This window comes from Pseudomonas sp. AL10, assembly GCF_029960685.1.
GTDB lineage: Bacteria > Pseudomonadota > Gammaproteobacteria > Pseudomonadales > Pseudomonadaceae > Aquipseudomonas > Aquipseudomonas lactis.
This window is the reverse complement of the sequence record NZ_JASBQZ010000034.1, coordinates 12,987-35,569: the sequence shown is the minus strand read 5'-3', so window position 1 is coordinate 35,569 and position 22,583 is coordinate 12,987. Positions and strand designations below refer to the sequence as shown.

Annotated in this window: 19 protein-coding genes; 12 read left to right on the top strand and 7 right to left on the bottom strand. The window is 61.6% G+C overall.

Annotation, left to right across the window (positions count from 1 at the left end; all coding sequences use genetic code 11):
• Positions 1-164: 164 nt before the first annotated feature.
• On the top strand, positions 165-1,496 hold the full coding sequence (locus QK296_RS23070; RefSeq protein WP_282391334.1) for a phosphate ABC transporter substrate-binding/OmpA family protein: 1,332 nt from the start codon (positions 165-167) through the stop codon (positions 1,494-1,496).
• A gap of 149 nt (positions 1,497-1,645) precedes the next feature.
• On the opposite strand, the gene QK296_RS23065 is transcribed toward QK296_RS23070, so the two are convergent.
• A complete protein-coding gene (locus tag QK296_RS23065) occupies positions 1,646-2,875 on the bottom strand; it encodes an acyl-CoA dehydrogenase (protein ID WP_034133794.1) in 1,230 nt (409 codons plus the stop codon).
• A gap of 151 nt (positions 2,876-3,026) precedes the next feature.
• Here QK296_RS23065 and QK296_RS23060 point away from each other — a divergent pair, with 151 nt between their 5' ends.
• From QK296_RS23060 to QK296_RS23050, 3 genes are read left to right on the top strand one after another with little or no spacing between them, the layout of a single operon-like run.
• On the top strand, positions 3,027-3,956 hold the full coding sequence (locus tag QK296_RS23060) for a LysR family transcriptional regulator (RefSeq protein WP_003192193.1): 930 nt from the start codon (positions 3,027-3,029) through the stop codon (positions 3,954-3,956).
• 53 nt (positions 3,957-4,009) lie between these two features.
• Positions 4,010-4,402, top strand: a complete 393-nt coding sequence (locus QK296_RS23055; RefSeq protein ID WP_003192195.1) for a MerR family DNA-binding transcriptional regulator — start codon at positions 4,010-4,012, stop codon at positions 4,400-4,402.
• Between the two features lie 16 nt (positions 4,403-4,418).
• Positions 4,419-5,321 (top strand): hydroxymethylglutaryl-CoA lyase, encoded by a 903-nt coding sequence (locus tag QK296_RS23050; RefSeq protein ID WP_014718953.1) that lies wholly within the window; start codon positions 4,419-4,421, stop codon positions 5,319-5,321.
• Between the two features lie 638 nt (positions 5,322-5,959).
• Here the strand turns inward: QK296_RS23050 and QK296_RS23045 are convergent.
• On the bottom strand, positions 5,960-7,591 hold the full coding sequence (locus QK296_RS23045) for an AMP-binding protein (protein WP_169911746.1): 1,632 nt from the start codon (positions 7,589-7,591) through the stop codon (positions 5,960-5,962).
• 150 nt (positions 7,592-7,741) lie between these two features.
• Between QK296_RS23045 and QK296_RS23040 the strand changes: the two genes are divergently transcribed.
• The 4 genes from QK296_RS23040 to QK296_RS23025 all read left to right on the top strand — a co-directional run bounded on the left by QK296_RS23040 (position 7,742) and on the right by QK296_RS23025 (position 13,386).
• The gene (locus QK296_RS23040; RefSeq protein WP_003192199.1) at positions 7,742-8,905 is read left to right on the top strand and encodes an isovaleryl-CoA dehydrogenase; all 1,164 of its coding nucleotides are present in this window, start codon (positions 7,742-7,744) and stop codon (positions 8,903-8,905) included.
• Positions 8,906-8,916: 11 nt separating this feature from the next.
• Positions 8,917-10,524: a carboxyl transferase domain-containing protein gene (locus tag QK296_RS23035; RefSeq protein ID WP_137204357.1), complete on the top strand. Its 1,608-nt coding sequence runs from the start codon at positions 8,917-8,919 to the stop codon at positions 10,522-10,524.
• Between the two features lie 133 nt (positions 10,525-10,657).
• On the top strand, positions 10,658-11,464 hold the full coding sequence (locus QK296_RS23030) for a gamma-carboxygeranoyl-CoA hydratase (protein ID WP_034133789.1): 807 nt from the start codon (positions 10,658-10,660) through the stop codon (positions 11,462-11,464).
• Positions 11,461-13,386: an acetyl/propionyl/methylcrotonyl-CoA carboxylase subunit alpha gene (locus QK296_RS23025; protein ID WP_003192204.1), complete on the top strand. Its 1,926-nt coding sequence runs from the start codon at positions 11,461-11,463 to the stop codon at positions 13,384-13,386. Before QK296_RS23030 ends, QK296_RS23025 begins: the two co-directional genes overlap by 4 nt.
• Here the strand turns inward: QK296_RS23025 and QK296_RS23020 are convergent.
• The gene (locus tag QK296_RS23020; protein ID WP_057710328.1) at positions 13,383-14,018 is read right to left on the bottom strand and encodes a S24 family peptidase; all 636 of its coding nucleotides are present in this window, start codon (positions 14,016-14,018) and stop codon (positions 13,383-13,385) included. The two genes, QK296_RS23025 and QK296_RS23020, sit on opposite strands and share 4 nt — an antisense overlap.
• A 130-nt stretch (positions 14,019-14,148) precedes the next feature.
• Here QK296_RS23020 and QK296_RS23015 point away from each other — a divergent pair, with 130 nt between their 5' ends.
• Positions 14,149-14,499 carry a DUF3077 domain-containing protein gene (locus QK296_RS23015; RefSeq protein ID WP_282391333.1) on the top strand — a complete coding sequence of 117 codons (351 nt, stop codon included), beginning with the start codon at positions 14,149-14,151 and terminating at the stop codon, positions 14,497-14,499.
• A gap of 463 nt (positions 14,500-14,962) precedes the next feature.
• Positions 14,963-16,114: a M14-type cytosolic carboxypeptidase gene (locus tag QK296_RS23010; RefSeq protein ID WP_034133788.1), complete on the top strand. Its 1,152-nt coding sequence runs from the start codon at positions 14,963-14,965 to the stop codon at positions 16,112-16,114.
• A 46-nt stretch (positions 16,115-16,160) separates the two neighbouring features.
• Here the strand turns inward: QK296_RS23010 and QK296_RS23005 are convergent, their stop codons facing one another.
• Positions 16,161-16,700 (bottom strand): cytochrome b, encoded by a 540-nt coding sequence (locus QK296_RS23005; protein WP_003192209.1) that lies wholly within the window; start codon positions 16,698-16,700, stop codon positions 16,161-16,163.
• Complete coding sequence (locus QK296_RS23000) at positions 16,697-17,779, bottom strand: catalase family peroxidase (protein WP_282391332.1); 1,083 nt, start codon at positions 17,777-17,779, stop codon at positions 16,697-16,699. Before QK296_RS23000 ends, QK296_RS23005 begins: the two co-directional genes overlap by 4 nt.
• A 167-nt stretch (positions 17,780-17,946) precedes the next feature.
• On the opposite strand from QK296_RS23000, the gene QK296_RS22995 reads away from it, so the two are divergent.
• Positions 17,947-18,453 carry a sigma-70 family RNA polymerase sigma factor gene (locus QK296_RS22995; RefSeq protein WP_003192212.1) on the top strand — a complete coding sequence of 169 codons (507 nt, stop codon included), beginning with the start codon at positions 17,947-17,949 and terminating at the stop codon, positions 18,451-18,453.
• Positions 18,450-19,187, top strand: a complete 738-nt coding sequence (locus tag QK296_RS22990; RefSeq protein ID WP_003192214.1) for an anti-sigma factor — start codon at positions 18,450-18,452, stop codon at positions 19,185-19,187. The genes QK296_RS22995 and QK296_RS22990 overlap by 4 nt, the downstream gene beginning before the upstream one ends.
• On the opposite strand, the gene QK296_RS22985 is transcribed toward QK296_RS22990, so the two are convergent.
• Together QK296_RS22985 and QK296_RS22980 are read right to left on the bottom strand one after the other, a co-directional pair.
• Entirely contained in the window at positions 19,184-20,104 is a 921-nt protein-coding gene (locus QK296_RS22985; protein ID WP_003192215.1) for a spore coat U domain-containing protein, read from the bottom strand. The genes QK296_RS22990 and QK296_RS22985 overlap by 4 nt on opposite strands.
• A 77-nt stretch (positions 20,105-20,181) precedes the next feature.
• On the bottom strand, positions 20,182-22,530 hold the full coding sequence (locus QK296_RS22980) for a fimbria/pilus outer membrane usher protein (RefSeq protein ID WP_034133882.1): 2,349 nt from the start codon (positions 22,528-22,530) through the stop codon (positions 20,182-20,184).
• Positions 22,531-22,583: the final 53 nt, after the last annotated feature.

Genomic DNA, 22,583 nt, shown 5'->3' with positions numbered 1-22,583 from the left:
AAAGCGCCGCGTTAAAACAGATTCGCTGCGTTATCGTTGACGCTCTTCGCGAGCAAGCTCGCTCCTACAGGGCATCAGGGTTTGCCAGCGCCCGTGTTGGTCATATGGCTGCAATCCAACTGACTTAATCTCCCGGCACTCCCTTGGCTTGAGAAGGTGCCGGCATGATGCTGCGCGTTCTGTTCCTGTGTTTTTCACTCGCTCTCCCCGCGGTGGCAGCTTCCCTCCCCATTCCCGACCAAGGCCCGGCCCTGCGCATCCAGGGCTCCAACACCATCGGCGCGGCCCTCGGCCCGTCGCTGGTCAAGGGTTTGATGGAGCATCAGGGCTTGCAGGACGTACACGCTGAAGCGGGTGCCGGGGCGAATGAACAGCGCGTGGTCGGCACGACGCGCCACGGCCAGACGGTCACCATCGAGGTCGCGGCCCACGGTTCCAGCACCGGCTTTGCGGCGCTGAAGAACAACCGCGCCGACCTCGCCGCAGCGTCCCGCCCGATCAAAGACAGCGAGCTGGTGGACCTCGATCCCCTGGGCGACTTGAAAAGCCCAGGCGCCGAGCATGTGATCGCCATTGATGGCCTGGCAATCATCGTTAACCCGCGCAACCCGCTCAATAGCCTCAACACCGAGCAATTGGCGCAGATCTTCAACGGCGAGGTCAGCACCTGGGAGGCACTCGGAGGTACAGGCGGGACCATCCATTTATATGCCAGGGATGATCAGTCCGGCACCTTCGACACCTTCCGGGAACTGGTGCTGAGCCGCCGCGGCCAACCGCTCGCGCCGTCGGCCAAGCGCTTTGAATCCAGCGAACAGCTGTCCGATGCGGTGAGCCAAGACCCCCAGGGCATCGGCTTTATCGGCCTGCCCTCTGTGCGCCAGGCCAAGGCGGTGGCGATTGTCGACGGCGACTCGCAACCGATGCTGCCGCTGACCAGCCTGATCGCCACCGAGGATTACCCGCTGTCACGGCGGCTGTTCTTCTACTTGCCGCCCTCTTCCCCCAACCCGTGGGCCAAGGCGTTGGTGGACTTTACCCAAGGCAGCCAGGGCCAGGCGATTGTGGCCGCCAATGGCTTTATCGCCCAGCAGGTGCAAGCGATTGGCGTGGCGCCGCGCCCGTCGATGCCCGACGACTACCAGGCCATCGCCCGCGACGCTCAGCGCCTGACGGTGAATTTTCGCTTCGACGAGGGCAGCGCCAGCCTCGACAACAAGGCGCGCCAGGATGTGCAGCGGGTGGTGGCCTATATCAGAAGCCACGGCAAGCTGGATAAACAGGTGACGCTGGTGGGGTTTGGCGACACCAAGAATGACCCACAACGTGCAGCTTTGTTGTCGAAATTGCGGGCGATGGCAGTGCGCCGGGAGCTGGTCAAGAGCGGCGTGGTGCTCAAGGATATTCGCGGGTTTGGCGCGCAGATGCCGGTGGCGGCCAATACGGCGGATGAGGGCCGGATCAAGAATCGGCGGGTGGAGGTGTGGGTATACTGAGGATCGTTCCCACGCTCCGCGTGGGAATGCCGCTCTGGACGCTCCGCGTCCGCTCTTGAAAGGGTGACGCAGAGCGTCACGGGAGGCGTTCCCACGCAGAGCGTGGGAACGATCGCAGATCATCAACGATCATCACAGGCGACGCGGTGTTACTGCCCGCCGCGCATCAATTCCCGCGGCACATACTTGCCGATCTCAAACTTGCCAATCGCCGCGCGGTGTACTTCGTCCGGGCCGTCGGCCAGGCGCAGGGTGCGTTGCATGGCGTACATATAGGCCAGCGGGAAGTCGTTGGAGACCCCGGCGCCGCCGTGCATCTGGATTGCGCGGTCGATAACCTTCAAGGCCACATTCGGCGCCACCACCTTGATCTGGGCGATTTCGCTTTTCGCCACTTTGTTACCCACGGTGTCCATCATGTACGCCGCTTTCAAGGTCAGCAGGCGGGCCATGTCAATTTCCATGCGCGAGTCGGCGATCTTGTCGATATTGCCCCCCAACCGCGCCAAGGGCTTGCCGAAGGCGGTGCGGCTGACCGAGCGTTTGCACATCAATTCCAATGCACGCTCGGCCATGCCGATCGAACGCATGCAGTGGTGGATACGGCCTGGGCCAAGGCGGCCCTGGGCGATCTCGAAGCCACGGCCTTCGCCCAGCAATACGTTTTCATAGGGTACGCGCACATTGTCGAACAGCACTTCGGCATGGCCGTGAGGCGCATCGTCGTAACCGAATACCGGCAGCGGTCGCAGGATTTTCACGCCTGGGGTATCGACCGGCACCAGGATCATCGAGTGCTGCTGGTGACGCGGTGCATCGGGGTTGCTCAGGCCCATGAAGATCAGGATCTTGCAACGCGGGTCGCAGGCGCCAGAAGTCCACCATTTCTTGCCGTTGATCACCCACTCGTCGCCCTGGCGTTCGGCGCGGGCGGCCATGTTGGTGGCGTCCGAGGACGCCACGTCCGGTTCGGTCATGGCAAAAGCCGAGCGAATCTCGCCGCGCAGCAAGGGTTCGAGCCAACGCTGCTTCTGTTCTTCGTTGGCGTAGCGCACCAACACTTCCATATTGCCGGTGTCGGGAGCGGAGCAGTTGAATGGCTCCGGGCCCAGCAACGAGCGGCCCATGATTTCCGCCAAGGGTGCGTATTCCAGGTTGCTCAGGCCGGCGCCCAGTTCGGATTCCGGCAGGAACAGGTTCCACAAGCCCTCGGCCTTCGCCTTGGCCTTGAGTTCTTCCATGATTGCCGTGGGCTGCCAGCGATCACCTTCGCTGACTTGGCGTTCGAACACCGGTTCGGCCGGGTAGACATAAGTGTCCATGAACGCAGTGACGCGTTCACGCAGTTCCTGAACCTTGGGCGAATAGGCGAAATCCATGAGCGGCTCCCTTCTCTGAGAGGTTGTTTAGGTCATGCATTCGATGCTAGAACAGCGCTGATAATTTACCTAGCCTATTCTCGGCGTGTATTAACATTCATCACCGATATATGATCGGCGCATGGGCACCTCACAATAAGAGCGCAACGAAATGAATCTGAGCAAGGTCGATCTCAACCTCTTCATCGTCTTTGATGCGATCTACACCGAAGCCAACCTGACCCGCGCCGGGCAGATCGTCGGCATCACCCAGCCGGCGGTGTCCAACGCCCTGGCACGGTTGCGCGAGACCTTCAACGACCCGCTGTTCGTGCGCACCGCCCAAGGCATGGTACCCACGCCCATGGCGCAGAACATCATCGGCCCGGTGCGCAATGCGTTGTCGTTGCTGCGGGTGTCGGTGCAGGAAAGCAGAATTTTCAACCCACAGCAGGCGGCCAAGACCTACCGCATCAGCATGACCGACCTGACCGAAGCCGTGATCCTGCCGCCGCTGTTCCAGCGCCTGCGCCGCCTGGCGCCGACCGTGGTGATCGAGAGTTTCCTGTCCAAACGCCGCGAAACCACCAAGGAACTGGCCGCCGGGCGCCTGGATTTTGCCGTGGATGCGCCGCTCAACACCGACCCGCAGGTGCGTCACGTCAAGCTGATGGAAGACCGCTACGTGTGCGCCATGCGCAAGGGCCACCCGATGGCGGGCAAGGACAAATTCACGCTGGATGATTACCTGTCACTGACCCATATCCATATCTCCAGCCGCCGCAACGGTTTGGGTTACGTGGACCTGGCCCTGGGCAAGATGGGCATCCAGCGCAAGATTGCCCTGCGTTCCCAGCATTACCTGATGGCCTCCCAGGTGCTGCAACAGACCGACATGGTGATGACCGTGCCCGAGCGTTTCGCTCGCCGTCATGAACTGCACTGGTTCCATTTGCCGGTCAACAACGTGCCGCCGGTGGAAACCCATTTGTACTGGCACGAAAGCACCGACCAGGACCCGGCGAACCGCTGGATGCGTGAACAGATGATCGAGTTGTGCCAGCAGGTGACGGCCCAGGAAAAGAAAGCCCAGCAGCCTTGACGTTTACGTCAACCTGCAATTAGCTTAGCGCCAAGACTTTCTTGAGCACTGCCATGAGCACCACCTACAGCATCTCCGACCTCGCCCGCGAGCTCGACATCACCACTCGCGCCATTCGTTTCTATGAAGAACAAGGCCTGCTGGCCCCCGAACGTCGGGGCCAGGAGCGCATTTACTCGGCGCGGGACAAGGTCAGCCTCAAGCTGATCCTGCGTGGCAAGCGCATCGGCTTCTCCCTGGCCGAATGCCGCGAACTGATCGAACTCTACGACCCCACCGGCGGCAACCAGATCCAACTCAACAGCATGCTGGCCAAGATCGCCGAACGCCGTGAACAGCTGGAACAACAACTGCTGGATATCGAACAGATGAAGCTGGAACTGGACACCGCTGAAGAGCGTTGCACCCAGGCCCTGGCGCAGACCATCAGCCAAGCCGGCCATTGAACAGAAGGTAACTGCCATGTCCCTCCCCTCCCACGTACGCCTGGTTGAAGTCGGCCCGCGCGACGGTTTGCAGAACGAAGCCCAGCCCATCAGCGTGGCGGATAAAGTCCGATTGGTAGACGCGTTGAGCGCCGCTGGCTTGAGCTATATCGAAGTCGGTAGTTTTGTCTCGCCCAAATGGGTGCCGCAAATGGCAGGTTCAGCCGAAGTGTTTGCGCAGATCCAGCGCAAGCCCGGCGTGACCTATGGCGCACTGGCACCGAACCTGCGTGGGTTCGAGGATGCGCTGGCGGCCGGGGTCAAGGAAGTCGCGGTGTTTGCGGCGGCGTCCGAGGCGTTCTCGCAGCGCAATATCAATTGTTCCATCAGCGAAAGCCTGGAGCGCTTCGCACCGATCATGGCCGCCGCCAAGCAGCACGGCGTCAGCGTGCGCGGTTATGTGTCCTGTGTGCTGGGTTGCCCCTATGAAGGCGAGATCGCCCCGGAGCAAGTGGCGGCCGTCGCCCGCGAGCTGTATGCCATGGGCTGCTATGAAGTGTCCCTGGGCGACACCATCGGTACCGGCACGGCGGGCGCTACCCGGCGCCTGTTCGAAGTGGTCGGCGCCCAAGTGCCACGGGACAAGCTGGCCGGGCATTTCCATGACACCTACGGGCAGGCCATCGCTAACATCTACGCCAGCCTGCTGGAAGGCATCACGGTGTTCGACAGCTCAATCGCAGGCCTGGGCGGCTGCCCTTACGCCAAAGGCGCCAGCGGTAACGTCGCCACCGAGGACGTGCTGTACCTGCTCAACGGCCTGGGCATCGACACGGGCATCGACCTGGAACGCTTGATTGGCGCCGGCCAGCAGATCAGCCAGGTGCTGGGACGGCCTACGGGTTCCCGCGTGGCGAAGGTGCGTAACGCAGGTGAGTAGCACAGCTGTGAGAATGTGTTACCGCTTCCCGGCATAACGGGTAACGCGGGAACAAAATCCGCCGTGCAAACTGAAAGAAAATACTGACAAAAAACCAACTCGTTGATTTTAAAGGCTTTTAAAAAGTTGGCACGCCTTCTGCTATCTCTATGGCATAACAAGAATAAAAAGCGCCAAACCTAATAAAAATAAGACGAAACGACTCTGACATAACAAAAACAACACGGCAGAGACGCAGCTAACAGATTTTTTTGGAGAAGATGTGCTTCCCAGGGTACGGCATGCCGCAACCCGCAACCGGATAGAGAAAAATAAAACTACCTCAGGTAGCTACCCACTGGTTGGATCGTTTACGAAGAAGCAGGTCAGCGTTCAAAAAAATACGTTTGCTCTTGACCCCGGATGGGGGTCGCCAAAAAAAGCGGTACGGGCCACGGCTACCAAAAACAACAACAGGCCGCCCCTCAATAATAAGAAAAGAGCACGCAACGACAAATTAAAGGGGACCTTCGGGTCCCCTTTGTGCTTTCTGGGTTTCACTATTTGGGTGGCACAGCAGGTTCGCGGGGTATCAGGTAGATGTGGGCCGGCAGTCAGGCCGCCATCGCAGGCAAGCCAGCTACCAGGGTTTGACGTTGTCAGCGCGCTTGCAGCTCCTGGATGGAAATCTCGCGCATCCGAAATTTCTGAATCTTGCCCGTCACCGTCATCGGAAACTCATCCACGATCTTGAAATACCTGGGCGTCTTGAAATGGGCGATGCGGTCCTTGCACCAGCTCAACAACTCCAACTCATTGGCCACCTGACCGGGATGGAACTTGATCCAGGCAACAATCTCTTCGCCATAACGCTCATCCGGGATGCCCACGATCTGCACGTCCGCCACCGCCGGGTGAGTAAAGAAAAACTCTTCCAGCTCCCGCGGGTAAACGTTCTCCCCCCCACGAATGATCATGTCCTTGTTACGCCCGGCAATGCACACGTAACCCTCCTCATCCATGGTCGCCAGGTCACCGGTATGCATCCAGCCGGCATCGTCGATGGCCTCACGGGTGCCTTCAGGGTTGTTCCAGTAACCCAGCATCACGCTGTAGCCCCGGGTGCACAGTTCACCGATCACGCCACGGGCCACGGTGTTACCGGCCTCGTCGACAATCTTGGTTTCCAGTTGCGGTTGGGTGCGGCCCACCGTGGTGACACGCCGTTCGATATCGTCATCTGCGCCGGTCTGCAGCGACACCGGGCTGGTTTCAGTCATGCCATAGGCAATCTGCACCTCTGCCATGTGCAGCTCATGAATGACCCGACGCATCACCTCGATCGGGCATGTCGCCCCGGCCATGATCCCGGTGCGCAGGCTGGACACCTCGAACTCGGCCCGGCGTGGGTGATCGAGCAGCGCAATAAACATGGTCGGCACGCCATATAAGCCGGTGGCTTGTTCTTCGGCGACGGCGCTCAGCGTCAGCAACGGGTCGAAGCCGTCATTGGGGTAGATCATGGTGGTGCCGTGAGTGATACAACCGAGGTTGCCCATGACCATGCCGAAGCAGTGGTACAGCGGCACTGGGATCACCAGGCGGTCCCCTGCCGTCAGGCCCAGGCTTTCACCGACCATGTAACCGTTATTGAGGATGTTGTGGTGACTGAGGGTGGCGCCCTTGGGGAAGCCGGTGGTGCCGGAGGTGTACTGGATATTCACAGGTTGATCGAAATGCAGGCTGGCCTGGCGGCTGTGCAGTTGCTCGGGCGACACGCCTGCGCCAAGGGCCGCCAACTGCGACCAGGGCATGAATTCCGGCGGCGGGCTGGGGTCGAGGCTGATGAGGCCGCGCAGCTCGGGTTTCAGCGCCTGGAGCATGGCGTGATAATCGGAGCTCTTGAACGAACCGGCGCACACCAGCCATTGGCAGCCGGACTGCTTGAGCACGTAATCCAACTCGCTGCTGCGATAGGCCGGGTTGATATTGACCAGGATCACCCCGAGCTTGGCGCTCGCCACCTGGCAGATCAGCCACTCGGCACAGTTAGGCGCCCAGATACCCAGGCGGTCGCCGGTTTGCATACCCAGGGCGAGGAATGCGCGGGCGTGCAGCTCAACCGTCTCGGCCAGTTGCCGCCAGGTGTAGCGCCGCTGCTGGTGGCGCACCACCAAGGCTTCGCCATCTGGGTATTGCGCGACAGTGTGATCGAATGCCTGGCCAATGGTCATGGCCAGCAAAGTCTTGTCCTGGGAGCCACGACTGTAGCTCGGGTGCGGTTGATCCATAACGACCCCTGTTATCTTTTTTGTAGGTTGACGTATACGTAAACTACGATTGACAGCGTCGTAACGCAAGCTTACGTTAACGTAAAGGTGAGCGCCCTCCTCCCGCGCCCCGCCCACACAACAACAAAGCTCACATTAAGGTGCCTGTCCATGAGTTACCCGTCCCTGAACTTCGCCCTCGGCGAGACCATCGACATGCTGCGCGACCAGGTGCAGTCCTTCGTGGCCAAGGAGATCGCACCGCGCGCGGCCCAGATCGACATCGACAACCTGTTCCCCGCTGACCTGTGGCGCAAGTTCGGGGACATGGGCCTGCTGGGCATCACCGTGCCCGAGGAGTACGGCGGTGCTGGCCTGGGATACCTGGCCCATGTGGTGAGCATGGAAGAAATCAGCCGCGGCTCGGCTTCGGTGGCGTTGTCCTACGGCGCGCACTCCAACCTGTGCGTCAACCAGATCAACCGCAACGGCAACCACGCACAAAAACTCAAGTACCTGCCCAAGCTGATCAGCGGCGAACACATCGGCGCCCTGGCCATGAGCGAGCCGAATGCCGGTTCTGACGTGGTGTCGATGAAACTGCGCGCCGACAAGCGCGGCGATCATTACGTACTCAATGGCAGCAAGACCTGGATCACCAACGGCCCGGACGCCAACACCTATGTGATCTACGCCAAGACCGACCTGGAAAAAGGCCCCCACGGCATCACCGCCTTCATCGTCGAGCGCGACTGGAAAGGCTTCAGCCGCAGCAACAAATTCGACAAGCTGGGCATGCGCGGCTCCAACACCTGCGAGCTGTTTTTTGACGATGTCGAGGTACCCGAAGACAACATCCTCGGCGTGCTCAATGGCGGCGTGAAAGTGTTGATGAGCGGCCTGGACTACGAACGCGTGGTGCTCTCCGGTGGGCCTACCGGGATCATGCAGGCGTGCATGGACCTGATCGTGCCCTACATCCACGACCGCAAGCAGTTCGGCCAGAGCATCGGCGAGTTCCAGCTGATCCAGGGCAAGGTCGCCGATATGTACACCCAACTCAACGCCAGCCGTGCCTACCTCTACGCGGTGGCCCAGGCATGCGAGCGCGGCGAGACCACGCGCAAGGACGCCGCGGGCGTGATTCTTTACAGCGCCGAGCGCGCCACGCAAATGGCCCTGGATGCGATCCAGATTCTGGGCGGCAATGGCTATATCAATGAATTCCCCGCCGGGCGCCTGCTGCGTGACGCCAAGCTCTACGAAATTGGTGCGGGCACCAGTGAGATTCGGCGGATGTTGATCGGTCGCGAACTGTTCAACGAAACCCGCTGAAGGAGCGCCCCATGGCTACCCTGCATACCCAGCTCAACCCGCGCTCGGCGGAATTCGCCGCCAACCGCGCGGCGATGCTTGAACAGGTCGACGCCCTGCACAGCCTGCTTGCCCACGTCCACCAAGGTGGCGGCGCCAAGGCCCAGGAACGCCACACCTCACGCGGCAAGCTGTTGCCCCGCGAGCGCATCAACCGTCTGCTCGACCCGGGCTCGCCGTTTCTGGAGCTGAGCCAACTGGCCGCTCACCAGGTGTATGGCGAAGACGTCCCGGCGGCCGGAGTGATTGCCGGCATCGGCCGAGTGGAAGGCGTCGAATGCATGATCGTGGCCAACGATGCCACGGTCAAAGGCGGCTCCTATTACCCGCTGACCGTTAAAAAACACCTGCGCGCCCAGACCATCGCCGAGCAGAACCGCCTGCCGTGTATCTACCTGGTGGACTCCGGTGGTGCCAACCTGCCGCGCCAGGACGAGGTATTCCCCGACCGCGAGCACTTCGGGCGGATCTTCTTCAACCAGGCCAACATGAGCGCCCAGGGCATTCCCCAGATTGCCGTGGTCATGGGCTCGTGCACCGCCGGCGGCGCCTACGTGCCGGCCATGGCCGACGAAGCGATCATGGTGCGCCAGCAAGCCACCATCTTCCTCGCCGGCCCGCCGCTGGTGAAAGCCGCCACCGGTGAAGTGGTGAGCGCCGAAGACCTGGGCGGTGCCGATGTGCATTGCAAGATTTCCGGCGTGGCCGACCACTATGCCGACAGCGATGAACACGCCCTGGCCCTGGCGCGGCGCAGCGTGGCCAACCTCAATTGGCGCAAGCAAGGTGAGCTGCTGCAACGCCCACCGGTAGCGCCGTTGTACAGCAGCGACGAGCTGTACGGCGTGATCCCGGCGGATGCCAAGCAACCCTTTGATGTGCGCGAAGTCATCGCACGGTTGGTGGACGGCTCGGTGTTCGATGAATTCAAGGCCCTGTTCGGCACAACCCTGGTATGCGGCTTTGCGCATTTGCATGGCTACCCGATTGCGATCCTGGCCAACAACGGCATCCTGTTCGCCGAGGCCGCGCAAAAAGGCGCGCACTTTATCGAACTGGCCTGTCAGCGCGGAATTCCCCTGCTGTTCCTGCAAAACATCACTGGTTTCATGGTCGGCCAGAAGTACGAGGCCGGTGGCATTGCCAAGCATGGCGCCAAGCTGGTCACCGCCGTAGCGTGCGCCAAGGTGCCGAAATTCACCGTAATCATCGGCGGCAGCTTTGGTGCGGGGAACTACGGGATGTGTGGCCGCGCCTACGACCCGCGTTTTTTGTGGATGTGGCCCAACGCACGTATCGGCGTGATGGGGGCCGAGCAGGCCGCCGGAGTCCTGGTGCAGGTCAAGCGCGAACAGGCTGAGCGCGCCGGCAACGGTTTCAGTGCCGAGGAGGAAGCCGCGATCAAACAGCCGATTCTCGACCAGTATGAAACCCAGGGCCACCCCTACTACTCCAGCGCGCGCTTGTGGGATGACGGCGTGATCGACCCGCTGCAGACCCGCGACGTGCTGGCCCTGGCCTTGTCCGCCGCACTGAACGCCCCCATCGAGCCGAGCCGCTTTGGCGTGTTCCGCATGTAACCTGTAGGAGCGAGCTTGCTCGCGAAGAACCTCAGGGCAACGCGGTCATTCTCAAGCCCCGCGTTATCGTTGACGATCTTCGCGAGCAAGCTCGCTCCTACAGGAGGCCTCTCATTATCATGGAGCTCCTTGCATGAGCGACTTCAACACCCTCGAACTGATCACTGACCGCCGTGGCTTTGCCACGCTGTGGCTCAGCCGTGAAGCCAAGAACAACGCGTTCAACGCCCAGATGATCCGCGAGCTGATCCTGGCTCTTGACCGCGTACAAGGCGACCCGTCCCTGCGTTTCCTGGTACTGCGCGGGCGTGGCAAGCACTTCAGTGCCGGCGCCGACCTCGCCTGGATGCAGCAGTCGGCCGAGCTGGACTACCACACCAACCTGGACGACGCCCGGGAACTGGCGGAGCTGATGTACAACCTGTCCAAGCTGAAAATCCCCACGCTGGCGGTGGTGCAAGGCGCGGCCTACGGTGGCGCGCTGGGCCTGATCAGTTGCTGTGACATGGCCATCGGCGCCGATGATGCGCAGTTCTGCCTGTCGGAAGTGCGTATCGGCCTGGCACCGGCGGTGATCAGCCCGTTCGTGGTGCAGGCCATCGGCGAACGCGCGGCCCGTCGCTATGCCCTGACGGCCGAGCGGTTCGGCGGCCAGCGCGCACGGGAGATCGGCTTGCTGGCGGAAAGTTATCCCGCCGAGACTCTGGATCAACAGGTGGACCAGTGGGTCGCCAACCTGCTGCAAAACAGCCCGGCGGCCATGCGCGCCAGTAAGGATTTACTCCGTGAAGTGGGTAACGGTGCCCTCACCCCCGCACTGCGCCGCTATTGCGAAAACGCTATCGCACGCATCCGGGTAAGCGCCGAGGGCCAGGAAGGTTTGCGCGCCTTTCTGCAAAAACGTGCGCCGAGTTGGCAGACCCAGGAGCCGCGTTCATGAGCACACTCACCACCGTACTGGTGGCCAACCGTGGCGAGATCGCCTGCCGGGTCATGCGCACCGCCAAGGCCATGGGGTTGACCACTGTGGCTGTGCACAGCGCCATCGACCGCGATGCCCGCCATAGCCGTGAAGCCGATATCCGCGTCGACCTGGGCGGCAGCAAAGCCACCGACAGTTACCTGCAAATCGACAAGCTGATTGCCGCCGCCCACGCCAGCGGCGCCCAGGCGATTCACCCCGGCTACGGCTTCCTCTCGGAGAATGCCGGCTTCGCCCGAGCCATCGAGGCGGCAGGCTTGATCTTCCTCGGCCCGCCGGCCTCGGCCATCGACGCCATGGGCAGCAAATCCGCGGCCAAGGCGCTGATGGAAACAGCTGGCGTACCGCTGGTGCCGGGTTATCACGGCGAGGCCCAGGACCTGGAGACCTTCCGCGCCGCCTGTGAACGTATCGGCTACCCGGTGCTGCTCAAGGCCACGGCGGGCGGCGGTGGCAAGGGCATGAAGGTGGTCGAGGATGTCAGCCAGCTGGCCGAAGCCCTGGCTTCCGCCCAGCGTGAGGCGTTGTCGTCCTTCGGCAACGGGCAAATGCTGGTGGAGAAATACCTGCTCAAGCCGCGGCATGTGGAGATTCAGGTGTTTGCCGACCAGCAGGGTCATTGCCTGTATCTCAATGAGCGCGACTGCTCGATCCAGCGGCGCCATCAAAAGGTCGTGGAAGAAGCCCCAGCGCCCGGCTTGAGTGTGGAGCAGCGCAAGGCCATGGGCGAAGCAGCCGTGCGAGCTGCCCAGGCCATCGGATATGTCGGCGCGGGCACGGTGGAGTTTTTGCTGGATGCCCGTGGCGAGTTTTTCTTCATGGAGATGAACACGCGGCTGCAAGTCGAGCACCCGGTGACCGAAGCGATTACCGGCCTCGACCTGGTGGCCTGGCAGATTCGGGTGGCCCAGGGCGAGGCGCTGCCGATCACGCAAGAGCAGGTCGCGTTGAACGGTCATGCGATTGAAGTACGGCTGTATGCCGAAGACCCGGCCAATGACTTCCTGCCCGCTACCGGGCACTTGGCGCTATACCGCGAGTCCAGCCCAGGCCCTGGACGCCGGGTGGATAGCGGCGTCGAGCAAGGTGACAGCGTGTCGCCGTTCTACGACCCGATGCTCGGCAAGTTGATTGCCTGGGGTGAAGACCGCGAACAAGCGCGCCTGCGCTTATTGAGCATGCTGGATGAGTTTGCGGTCGGTGGGCTCAAGACCAACCTGGGCTTTTTGCGGCGCATCATCGGGCATCCTGCGTTTGCCGCGGCCGAGTTGGACACCGGGTTTATCCCGCGCTATCAGAATGAGTTGTTGCCGACGCCAGGGGCCTTGAGCGATGAGTTCTGGCAGGCGGCGGGCGCGGCGTTTATGCAGAGCTTGCCGGTGGGCGACGGGCCTTGGGCAAGTCACCAGGGCTTTCGCGCGGGCCTGCCTGCCGAGGTGTCGCTGCACCTGAGTTGCAATGGGCAGGATCGGCTGGTGACGCTGGCGGGGCACACCGCACAGTTATGCGGCGAACAGTTGCTGACTGAACATCAGGGCGTGCGCCGTGCTCATCTGGCGGTGCGCAGTGAAGGCAGCCTGTACCTGCGCTGGGACGGCGAGATGCATGCCGTCAGCCTGTTCGACCCGATTGCGGCGGTCGAGGCCAGTCAATCTCATCAGGGCGGCCTCACCGCACCGATGAACGGCAGCATCGTGCGAGTGCTCGTAGAGCTGGGTCAAACCGTTGAAGCCGGCGCTCAGCTGGTGGTGCTCGAAGCCATGAAGATGGAACACAGCATCCGAGCGCCCCACGCCGGGGTGGTCAAGGCGCTGTTCTGCCAGGAAGGTGAAATGGTGGCCGAAGGCAGCGCGTTGGTGGAGCTTGAAACGGCTGGCTAGAACTTCGCCGTGGCCTGCACCACTACACCCAGGAGGCGACAGCCGTCGGTGAGCAGCACCTTGGGGTAAGTGGGGTTGAGCGGCACCAGGTAGTGCTGGCCGCTTTCTTCCTGCAATTGGCGAAAGGTGGCCTGGGGGTTGCCAGCCCATTGGGCCAGCACTAATTTACCGGGCTCGGGCGCGATCGCCGGGTCAACCAGGATCATCATGCCAGCTGCAATGCTCATGCCCGTGGGGGCGGTCATGGCGTCTCCCCTCACTGGCAGCCAGAATGCCTTGCCTCGGGCGTGGTAATCGGTCAATTCGTAGCGCTCGGTTCTATAAGGCGCACGCTCCTCACGCAGCTCGCAGGCCTGCTTCCAGTCGCTGACCGGGTAACGAAAGTACGGGTTGTAGTGCGATTCCCGTTCAGGCACTTGCGCGGCCCGTTCACGAATTTCCAGCGCCACCTCCAAATACCCCAACCCCAGTTCGGCCAGTACGCGGTTCATGTCCGCCAGGCTCGGCACACGGCGTTTATTGAGCCAATGGCCGATGCCGCCCTGGGACATGCCCAGGCGCTGCGCCAGTTCATCCTGTGTGACCTTGCGGTCTTTCATGTTGGCTTTGACCAACGCTATCCAGTTATCCATGACGCATCACAATACGGTGCCCATTTTTTCGGGCAATAAACAGTTTGTAGTAATCCATAAAACGACAGGAATACGATACGTACTATCATCAAGCCCAAGGATTTCGACACCCACCGGAGTACTGCCGCTTATGACGACCCGCACGCACTTAACGCCCGAAACATCCGAACTGACTGAAGTAAACGACATGTGCAACAGTGGTGCGGCCCAGCGCGCACTGGACTATTACTTGAAAGAAAATCGGTCGACGCCGGATTCGGACGGCGCCCTGTTCGCGATAAAACCGCAAATCAGCCAGGAGGAAGCCCTGGTACACGCCTCGGACCTGTTGCGCAGTGCAGCGGCTACCGCCTACGAATCGGCGTGCAGCAATCAAGGCAACCAGCGTGATCTGGCGTTTTCGGTGGTGTATTTGATCGATATGGCGAAAGCGATGGTGGAGCGGTCGTTGCAGGCGCCAGGGGCGGCGGCAAACGCGTAGCAGGCACGAAAGAAAAATATTTCTATCCCACGGATAAAAACATTTGACTTGCAAATGATAATGATTATTATTGGGCTCAGCTGATCGCGAGATCAGTCGATAGACCAAGAGACCTTAGGTCGGACTCTTGGAATATCTCCTCATCAGGCTAATCACGGTTTTTGACCCGGCTCTTTGGCCGGGTCTTTTTTTGCCAGTTTCCCTGGCGTGGCTTCAGGCTAATGAAGACTGTGTGTTGCTTGATGGCGCGCATGGTAGCAAAAGACTATCGCTCAAAGAAAGTAGTCCGAACGCTCTAGCCCGTATATCTGCGAATTAGCGCTTGAGAATCAATCTCATAGACTCTAAGCTGCCGCGGCGTCACGGATGACGCCCCCTCCCCTGCAACAATTTTTGCATCCAGGTTTTACCGAACGCCTGTGTAAGATAGCCGCCACATCACTCATATTCAGGCAACCAGACTATGACCGTGGCCTTGACCTCCATCAAGATCAGCACCGACTTCGACAGCGGCAACATTCAGGTCCTGGATGCCAGCGACGCTTATCAGTTGTTGCTGGCAATCAAACCCGACACCCGCAGCGATCACTACCAATGGTTCCACTTCAAGGCCGAAGGCATGCACGTGGGGCACACCCACACCTTTCGCTTGAGCAACGCAGGGCGCTCGTCCTACAAGCATGCCTGGAGCGGTTACAACGCCGTGGCGTCCTATGACCATATCAACTGGTTCCGGGTACCGACACGTTTTGATGGCGAGATCCTGCACATCACTCTCCAGACCCGGCAAAAGTACGCCTGGTTTGCCTACTTCGAGCCCTACAGCCGTGAACGCCACGACTGGTTGATCGAGCAAGCCCTGAAGTACGCCGGAGTCACCCTGCTGGCCACCGGCAAGAGCGCTGAAGGCCGCGATATCCAACTGCTGCGCCGTGGCAAAGGGATCGAAGGCCGGCGCAAGGTGTGGATCATCGCCCAGCAGCACCCCGGCGAACACATGGCCGAATGGTTTATGGAGGGCGTGATTGAGCGCCTGCAAAAAGACGGCGACGACGAACTGAAAAAACTGCTGGCCGTCGCCGATCTGTACCTGGTGCCGAACATGAACCCGGACGGTGCCTTCCATGGCCACCTGCGCACCAATGCCATGGGCCAGGACCTCAACCGCGCCTGGCAAAGCGCCAGCCAGGAACTCAGCCCTGAAGTCCTGTTCGTCCAGCAACAGATGGAAAAATACGGCGTGGATATGTTCCTCGACATACACGGCGATGAAGAAATCCCCTACGTGTTCACCGCCGGCTGCGAAGGCAACCCTGGCTACACCCCGCGTATCGAAGCCCTGGAAAAACACTTCCGCAGCCATTTGAGCCACCTGACCCGGGACTTCCAGACCACCCACGGCTACACCCGCGACCTGCCTGGCCAAGCCAACATGACCCTGGCCTGCAACGCGGTGGGGGAAAAGTACGACTGCCTGTCCCTGACCCTGGAAATGCCCTTCAAGGACAACGACGACGCGCCCAACCTGCGAACTGGCTGGTCAGGCGATCGTTCGAAACAGTTGGGCAAGGACGTATTGAGCAGCATCGCCGATATCGTCGGGCGTTTGCGCTAACCCCTGAGGCGAGCTCTTGTGGCGAGCGAGCTTGCCACAAGAGCGGTCAATCCTTGCTACCGGTCATGCTTTGCAAGACACCATCGCGTCGGATCAAACCGTGGAACAACGCGGCCGCCAGATGCACCAGTACGGTGAGAAACAGCAGATAGGCCAAATAACCATGAGCCTTGCGCAACAACGCAAACAACGGCGCATTCGCCCCCAGCAGCGCGGGCAGTTGCAGGTTACTACTGAGCATCACAGGGTCACCGGCCGCTGAAATCATCGCCCAACCCAGCAGCGGCAACACCAGCATCAACGCGTACAACAGCACATGGGAGGCCTTGGCTGCCAGCCTCTGCCACACCGGCAAATCCGCTGGCAACGGCGGCTGGCGCGTAGAGAAACGCACCGCCAGGCGCACGATCACCAATGCCAGAATCGCAATGCCCAGCGGCTTGTGCAGGTGGATCAGCCACTCATGGCGCTCCGATACCGACGCCGCCAAACCCGCGCCGATAAACAGCATGGCGATGATCATCAGCGCCATCAGCCAGTGCAGCACGCGCGCCAAGGGCGCAAAAAATCGCGGTTGAGCATTCATGGCTTCGACTCCTGAGGGGCGCTGTGCAACGGGCTGACTTCACCGGCCCGGCGCAGGTACGAACTGGCATACGCGGCCGAACGTGCGGCCAGCAAGGGATCGTTGGAGGCTTGGATACCACTGGGCAGAATCAGCGGGTCAAAGTTGATATCGCGGCAATCGCCGTCTGCCTGGGGCTGGCTGCTTTGCAGCACAAGGGTGCCAGCGTTGAGCACCTTGTGTGCGCCGCTCCAGGTCTTGCTCGCATCGTCCAGCGGGTCGCCGGGGTTGGCCAGGGTCATGTTCAACTGCCAACGCAACGGCCCGACAGCAAGGCGTCGCACCAAATCCTGCTCCAGGAAGTCACTGCCCGTAGGTGCGGTATCACCCGCCGCGTCCTGGCTCTGGGGCACCACCTCCCAACGCACGGCCTGGCGCTTGCCATCGGCAGCCACCAGGTAAAACGCGTTGATGCCGTTATAGGTTTCAGTCGCGTAACTGGCCGATGGCTTGGCGGTTTTGACCCAGGCCAGGAACGGCGCGGTCTCAGGGTGTGCGGCAAAAAACGTCGGCATGCTCGACGGGTTCGGCTTGCCCGTGGCCGGGTCTGGCGCGCCGGCCTTGAGCAATTGGTAGAACGCCTCGGGCGTGCCCACCGGGAACACCGGCATGCTGTTCATCCCTGTACGCCATTGCTGGCCGTTGGCCTGGCTGAATTGCACGGCAAAGCTGCGAATCGGCACACTGCTGTCCGGCGCGTAGGGGTTGCCGCTGGGCAAGGCAAAGCGGCCAATGATCGGGGTCTTGGCCTCGCTGAACACCTGGGCACTGGAATACGCACGGGCCTCGCTACTGCTCTGGAAATAACCCGCCACGCATACGCCCTTGGCATGGTTACGGCGAAAGCCCGGATGCACGCCGTTATTGGTTTCCAGGGCATTGACCAAGGTTTTTGGCCGCAGGCGCTGTGGGTCGAGCGTGCCATTGACGTAAGCAAATGCGCCGGCAACAACCGCAACCACGGCACCGATGCCGGCGAGTCGTGCGATCAGGCTCGCAGTGCTCAAGGGAGGACGGGGGGGTGATGAGTGATCTACCATGCAGGAACTCCAGGGCCAGAGGCCTCAGGCTGAAACATAAGGTCGGAGCATTAAGACGAACGCCGATGGGCTCTATTCCCAGGCCCTGGATTTATTTTGCGGGACGGGGAATAACCTTCAACGCCGGACGTCTCTCTAGTCCCAGCGTAGTGATCAGCCAGACACCCATGCATGAACTCGACGAACAGTTACGTGAACTCATCCCCAGGTTACGGCGTTTTGCCGTGTCCCTGACGCGCAACAGCAGCAGCGCCGATGACCTGGTGCAATCGACCCTGGAGCGCGCCATCGTCGCCTGGGCCGATAAACGTATCGAGGGCGATTTGCGCGCCTGGCTGTTTTCGATCCTCTACCGGCAATTCCTCGACGCCCACCGCCGCAGCCGCCGCTATGCGCGCATGCTCGAATTCTTCACCGGCCGCGATGACGTGCAACCTTCGGTGGAACGCACGGTGCTGGCCCAATCCACCCTGCAAGCCTTCGACCAACTCAACACCGAACAGCGCGCCCTGCTGCTGTGGGTGTCTGTCGAGGGCTTGAGCTACAAGGAAGTGGCCGAGATCCTCAAGGTGCCCATCGGTACCGTGATGTCACGCCTGTCCCGCGCGCGCCAAGCGTTGCGTCAACTCAGCGATGGCGAAATGACCAGCCCTTCCCTGCGGAGACTCAAATGATCAGCCTGCCCCCCAGCGAACGCGATTTACATGCCTACGTCGATCATCAACTGCTGGACGGTGACCGTCGTGTGCTTGAAACCTGGCTGGCCAGCCACCCAGAAGTGGCGGCCCAGGTACAGGCCTGGCAACAGGATGCACAGTTGCTGCGTGCGTCGTTGAGCGGCGCCCTGCAGCAGCCGTACAACCCGGCATTGGACCCGGCGCTGATTCGTCAGCGCATCAATAAACAGTCCCGTCGGCACCTGGCCACGGCGGCGTTGCTGCTGATCGCCGTGAGCCTCGGCGGGTTTGGCGGTTGGCACGCCCGCGAAGCCACCCAGCCGCCGCTGCTGCCGATGACCGACGCCATGCAGGCCTACCGTCTGTTTGCCCAGGACGGCATCATGCCCGCCGACTACAACGCTCAGGACCGTGGCACCATGCAGGCCTGGCTCGACCGTTATTTCAACCAGGCCCATCGCCTGCCCGACCTCAGCCAAGCCGGTTTCAAGCCGGTCAGCGGGCGCCTGCTCACCACCGACCAAGGCGCGGCAGCCATGGTGCTGTATCAGGACGCCCAAGGCCGGCGCATCAGCTTCTACATCCGCCCGCCTGGCCCGAACAACGGTTTCCTGCCTCGCGGCAGCCGCAGTGCCGATGGTTTGCAGGCCGACTATTGGTCGGGCGGCGGCTACAACTATGCAATGGTCAGCCCGGTAGACCAGGCCGCCGCGCTGCAGACGCCATTCTAAAAACCGACGTCCAACACCACATTATCCAGATAGGTGCCAGCCGGCGGCGTGGGCTGGTCGGTGTAGACCTTGGCGTTGTAGTTGTACACCTGGCTACCGACGCCCAACCCGTTGCCAGGGTTGACCTCGGCCGTGGAACTGGCCCGCCGCGCCGCGCCGACACTGCCCCAACGCGTGGTGCCGGCGCTCTGGAAAATGTCATAGGCCAGGTAGTTGCTGCCGGAAATCATGCGGCGCCGGCCGCCGACACTCACCGGGTTCTGGCCATCGCTCAAGCCCACGGTATAGGCGCTGCCCTTGGTGCAGGCGATGTTGATGGTCTGCCCGGTCACCGCAGTAAACCCACTGACCACCGGCGCGCTGCCAAAGCTGATATTCGGGGCAGTGATCTGGCAGTCGTTGGTCACGGTCATGTTGACGGTCAGCGATGCCGTGCCGCTGCCAATGTCACGTCCCAGGCAAATGCCGCCAAGGCCGATCCCCGAGCAATAATTCCACACCCAGGCGATGCTCAATGTCTCGGTGTACACCCCGGCGGCGACGTTGCTGCCAGTGATGCTGCTCAGGTACAACGGCACAGTTTTCGCGCCGGGCCCGGCGATCAGGCCGATGCTCTGGGCGATGCCGCCAGCGCCGCCGAAATCGAATTGGCTGCCACGGGTGATGGGATAGCTGGTGCTGTTATTGCCATAAATCGTGTAGCTGATCACATCACCGGTCGGCCCGACCAAACCGGTCTGGGGCGAGGTGATCGTGGCGTAAAAGTGGTCGGTGGACACCAGCAGCGATATCAGCGCCGAGGTGCAACTCAACCCTGAGTTGGCCGTAGAGCTGGTTTGCGCGGCGGTGCGCACCGTCATCGAACTGATCGAACCAAAACTGGCCGGCACGGTGGACACCACCGAACACGCCGCCATGGCCTGCCCGCAAAACAACAAACCTACGCCATATAGCCCTACGCTGCCCCTCACCTGAACACTCCCTGTTCAATCCCTCATTGGCACACTAACGGCCCGATCAAGGGCACATCCTGTTGCTGCTCATCAATATCGAAGGTTGCCTGGCAGATGCGGCCCTCACCGAGCGTGACCTGCAAGGTGTTATGGGCGCTGAGGTTTTCCAGATACACCAGGCCATCCCAGCCGACCACCGCCTGAGTGTTGCTTTGCTCGTGCATTACCAGGCTGCCCAGCGCCAACTCCTGGTGCTGGCGGTCCACCAGGGTGATGCTGGCGGCGAGCACCCGGCGCAGCGGGAATTCCAGCAGATAACCGCTGCCCCGGCGTACCGACACGCGCTGTTCCACATTGGGGCTCTGCACATTCGCCGGCAGGTTCAACGGGTCGATCTCGTATTTACCGCGGTAGTAGGCACTGCTCCACGGCACCAGCAAATGGCCGTTGCGGTCGGTCTGGCCCACCAGCTGGTTTTCGTAGCGCACCGGAATGCCGGCGAAACCCTGGGTGCTCACCACCACAAACGCGTCATTGATGCGGTTGGCGGCAAAGGTTTCGCCGCCCATCCATACCAGCGAGCCGCTGGCGTCCGCCCAACGCGTCATGGCCTCGCTGCTGCCGTACACACCGGCCTGCAACTGCACCGACTGCAAGCGCCAAGTCAGGTCGGCCTGCCGATAGCTGGGGGCATCGCCCTGGGCATAGCCGAGGTTGTAGCCCACCCCGCCTTCGCTGGGCACCGCGCGGCTGTAGTTGATGCGCTGGCGACTGGCGCCGTCCTTGCTGCGCTCGGAGCTCAAGGCCAGGCTGGCGTTGAGGTCGAACGGGATGACCAGTTGCGCCTGCATGGCCCAGTTGCTGTCGCCGATTTCGCGGTTGGCTGACAGATAGAAACTGGTGTTGCGCCACAGCGGTTTGCTCCAGCTCAGGTTGAGCAGCCGTGTGCGCGAGTCGTCCGCCGCCTGCACGTCGAAATAGCCCAGGCCCAGGCTGCCGAAACGTTGAAGGTTGAGGCTCAGGGTCACCTGCTCGCTGCGCTTGCTGAGGCTGGCGTAAGGGGTATCGACCAGGGTCAGGTCGGCGTAATCGTCGCGGCGTTCCACCCGTTGGTACATAAAGCTGTAGCGCGTGCTGTTGTACTGGTAACCGAGGCTCAGTTGCTGGCCTGTGCGGCTGTCGAACTGGCTCTGGCTGAGGGCGGTATTGAGCACACCGAAGTTGCCCAGGCGCAGGTTGCCGCCAAGCCCGCCGAGGGTCAGGTCGCTGGAGGCTTCGGCGTGGCTTTCCAGGGTGAGGTTATCGGAATAGCCATAACGGAACGTGCCACTGGCCACGCCTGGGCCGTAGCCGAAATCCCGCAGGGTGTAGTCACGGCGCAAGGTACCGGCGGCCAGCGAAAAATCCGTCAAGCCTTGTTGCAGCAAGGTGCTGGTGACGTAGAACGGTACCGTGGTCGACACCTGGCGGCCCAGGGCATCGGTGGTGACCACCACGGCCTCGCCGGCACCGTTGATGAACGGGATGTTGGTCAAGGTGTAGGGGCCGGGTTGCAGTTGCGCGGTGTCTGATTTGTAGCCGTTGATAAACAGGTCCACCGACGACGGCACCGCCGCCTCACCGGCAAACTGCGGCAAGGGGTACGTGACCAGGTCGGGGCGCACGGCAAAATCCCGGGACAGTTGCACCCCGCCCAGGCGCACCGAACTGCTCCAGGGCAGCGCGCCACTGATCACGTCGCCGGCCTCGTAGGTCAGCAGGCGTTCATCATCGGAAAAGCGCCAGGTGGTGTCGTAACGTCGGTAACCATTGTTGAGGGTGCCGCCGCTGATTCCATCGGACAGGGTCTGGCGCAGTTGCCCGGTGGTAGACAAGGTGCCCCAGGTGTCGAACAGCCGCACTTCGTTCCAGGCCGCGAGGTAACTGCCGCCGTCATCGGTGTCATTGAAATACACGTCATAGTTGAGCAAGGCGCCGAAGCTGCTCATGGCCTGGGTGCGCGGATAGGTATTGCGGTTGCCGATGAATTGTTCCTGCAACCACGAGGGCGGTACATCCAGCAACAGGCGTTGGCCGTTGCTGTCGTAGTCGCTGTGCAGGCCCGGCACTTGGTCTAGGGCCACGCTGCCGACCGGTTCACCCGGCAGTTTCATGCCCACGTCCTGCAACGCGCTGGCTGGCACAAACAGCTGGCCGGCGCGCTGATCGACCGCGATGACGCGGCCAGTGTCCATCTGATTGACCACCAGTTCCAGAAACAGCTGTGCATCGGCGACTGCCTCCATGCTGCCGGGCGGCGGCGGCAAGTCGCCTGCCATCGCTGCGCCCCACAGCCCGCTTGCCACTGCCACCGACGGCCATAAAACCCGAGCCCAACCACGACTCACCATGGCGTTGTGTCCTTCAATGGACATCTCCATCCTGTTAAAACCCGGGCGCGTGC

Bases quoted from the DNA above. Each gene is read 5' to 3' on its own strand.
- QK296_RS23060 (WP_003192193.1), top strand. From the start codon at position 3,027: ATGAATCTGAGCAAGGTCGATCTCAACCTCTTCATCGTCTTTGATGCG.
- QK296_RS23070 (WP_282391334.1), top strand. From the start codon at position 165: ATGATGCTGCGCGTTCTGTTCCTGTGTTTTTCACTCGCTCTCCCCGCG.
- QK296_RS22985 (WP_003192215.1), bottom strand. From the start codon at position 20,104: ATGGCGGCGTGTTCGGTGGTGTCCACCGTGCCGGCCAGTTTTGGTTCG.
- QK296_RS23020 (WP_057710328.1), bottom strand. From the start codon at position 14,018: ATGGATAACTGGATAGCGTTGGTCAAAGCCAACATGAAAGACCGCAAG.
- QK296_RS23040 (WP_003192199.1), top strand. From the start codon at position 7,742: ATGAGTTACCCGTCCCTGAACTTCGCCCTCGGCGAGACCATCGACATG.
- QK296_RS23035 (WP_137204357.1), top strand. From the start codon at position 8,917: ATGGCTACCCTGCATACCCAGCTCAACCCGCGCTCGGCGGAATTCGCC.
- QK296_RS23050 (WP_014718953.1), top strand. From the start codon at position 4,419: ATGTCCCTCCCCTCCCACGTACGCCTGGTTGAAGTCGGCCCGCGCGAC.
- QK296_RS23025 (WP_003192204.1), top strand. From the start codon at position 11,461: ATGAGCACACTCACCACCGTACTGGTGGCCAACCGTGGCGAGATCGCC.
- QK296_RS23045 (WP_169911746.1), bottom strand. From the start codon at position 7,591: ATGGATCAACCGCACCCGAGCTACAGTCGTGGCTCCCAGGACAAGACT.
- QK296_RS22980 (WP_034133882.1), bottom strand. From the start codon at position 22,530: ATGGTGAGTCGTGGTTGGGCTCGGGTTTTATGGCCGTCGGTGGCAGTG.
- QK296_RS22990 (WP_003192214.1), top strand. From the start codon at position 18,450: ATGATCAGCCTGCCCCCCAGCGAACGCGATTTACATGCCTACGTCGAT.
- QK296_RS23005 (WP_003192209.1), bottom strand. From the start codon at position 16,700: ATGAATGCTCAACCGCGATTTTTTGCGCCCTTGGCGCGCGTGCTGCAC.
- QK296_RS23065 (WP_034133794.1), bottom strand. From the start codon at position 2,875: ATGGATTTCGCCTATTCGCCCAAGGTTCAGGAACTGCGTGAACGCGTC.
- QK296_RS22995 (WP_003192212.1), top strand. From the start codon at position 17,947: ATGCATGAACTCGACGAACAGTTACGTGAACTCATCCCCAGGTTACGG.
- QK296_RS23015 (WP_282391333.1), top strand. From the start codon at position 14,149: ATGACGACCCGCACGCACTTAACGCCCGAAACATCCGAACTGACTGAA.
- QK296_RS23000 (WP_282391332.1), bottom strand. From the start codon at position 17,779: ATGGTAGATCACTCATCACCCCCCCGTCCTCCCTTGAGCACTGCGAGC.
- QK296_RS23030 (WP_034133789.1), top strand. From the start codon at position 10,658: ATGAGCGACTTCAACACCCTCGAACTGATCACTGACCGCCGTGGCTTT.
- QK296_RS23055 (WP_003192195.1), top strand. From the start codon at position 4,010: ATGAGCACCACCTACAGCATCTCCGACCTCGCCCGCGAGCTCGACATC.
- QK296_RS23010 (WP_034133788.1), top strand. From the start codon at position 14,963: ATGACCGTGGCCTTGACCTCCATCAAGATCAGCACCGACTTCGACAGC.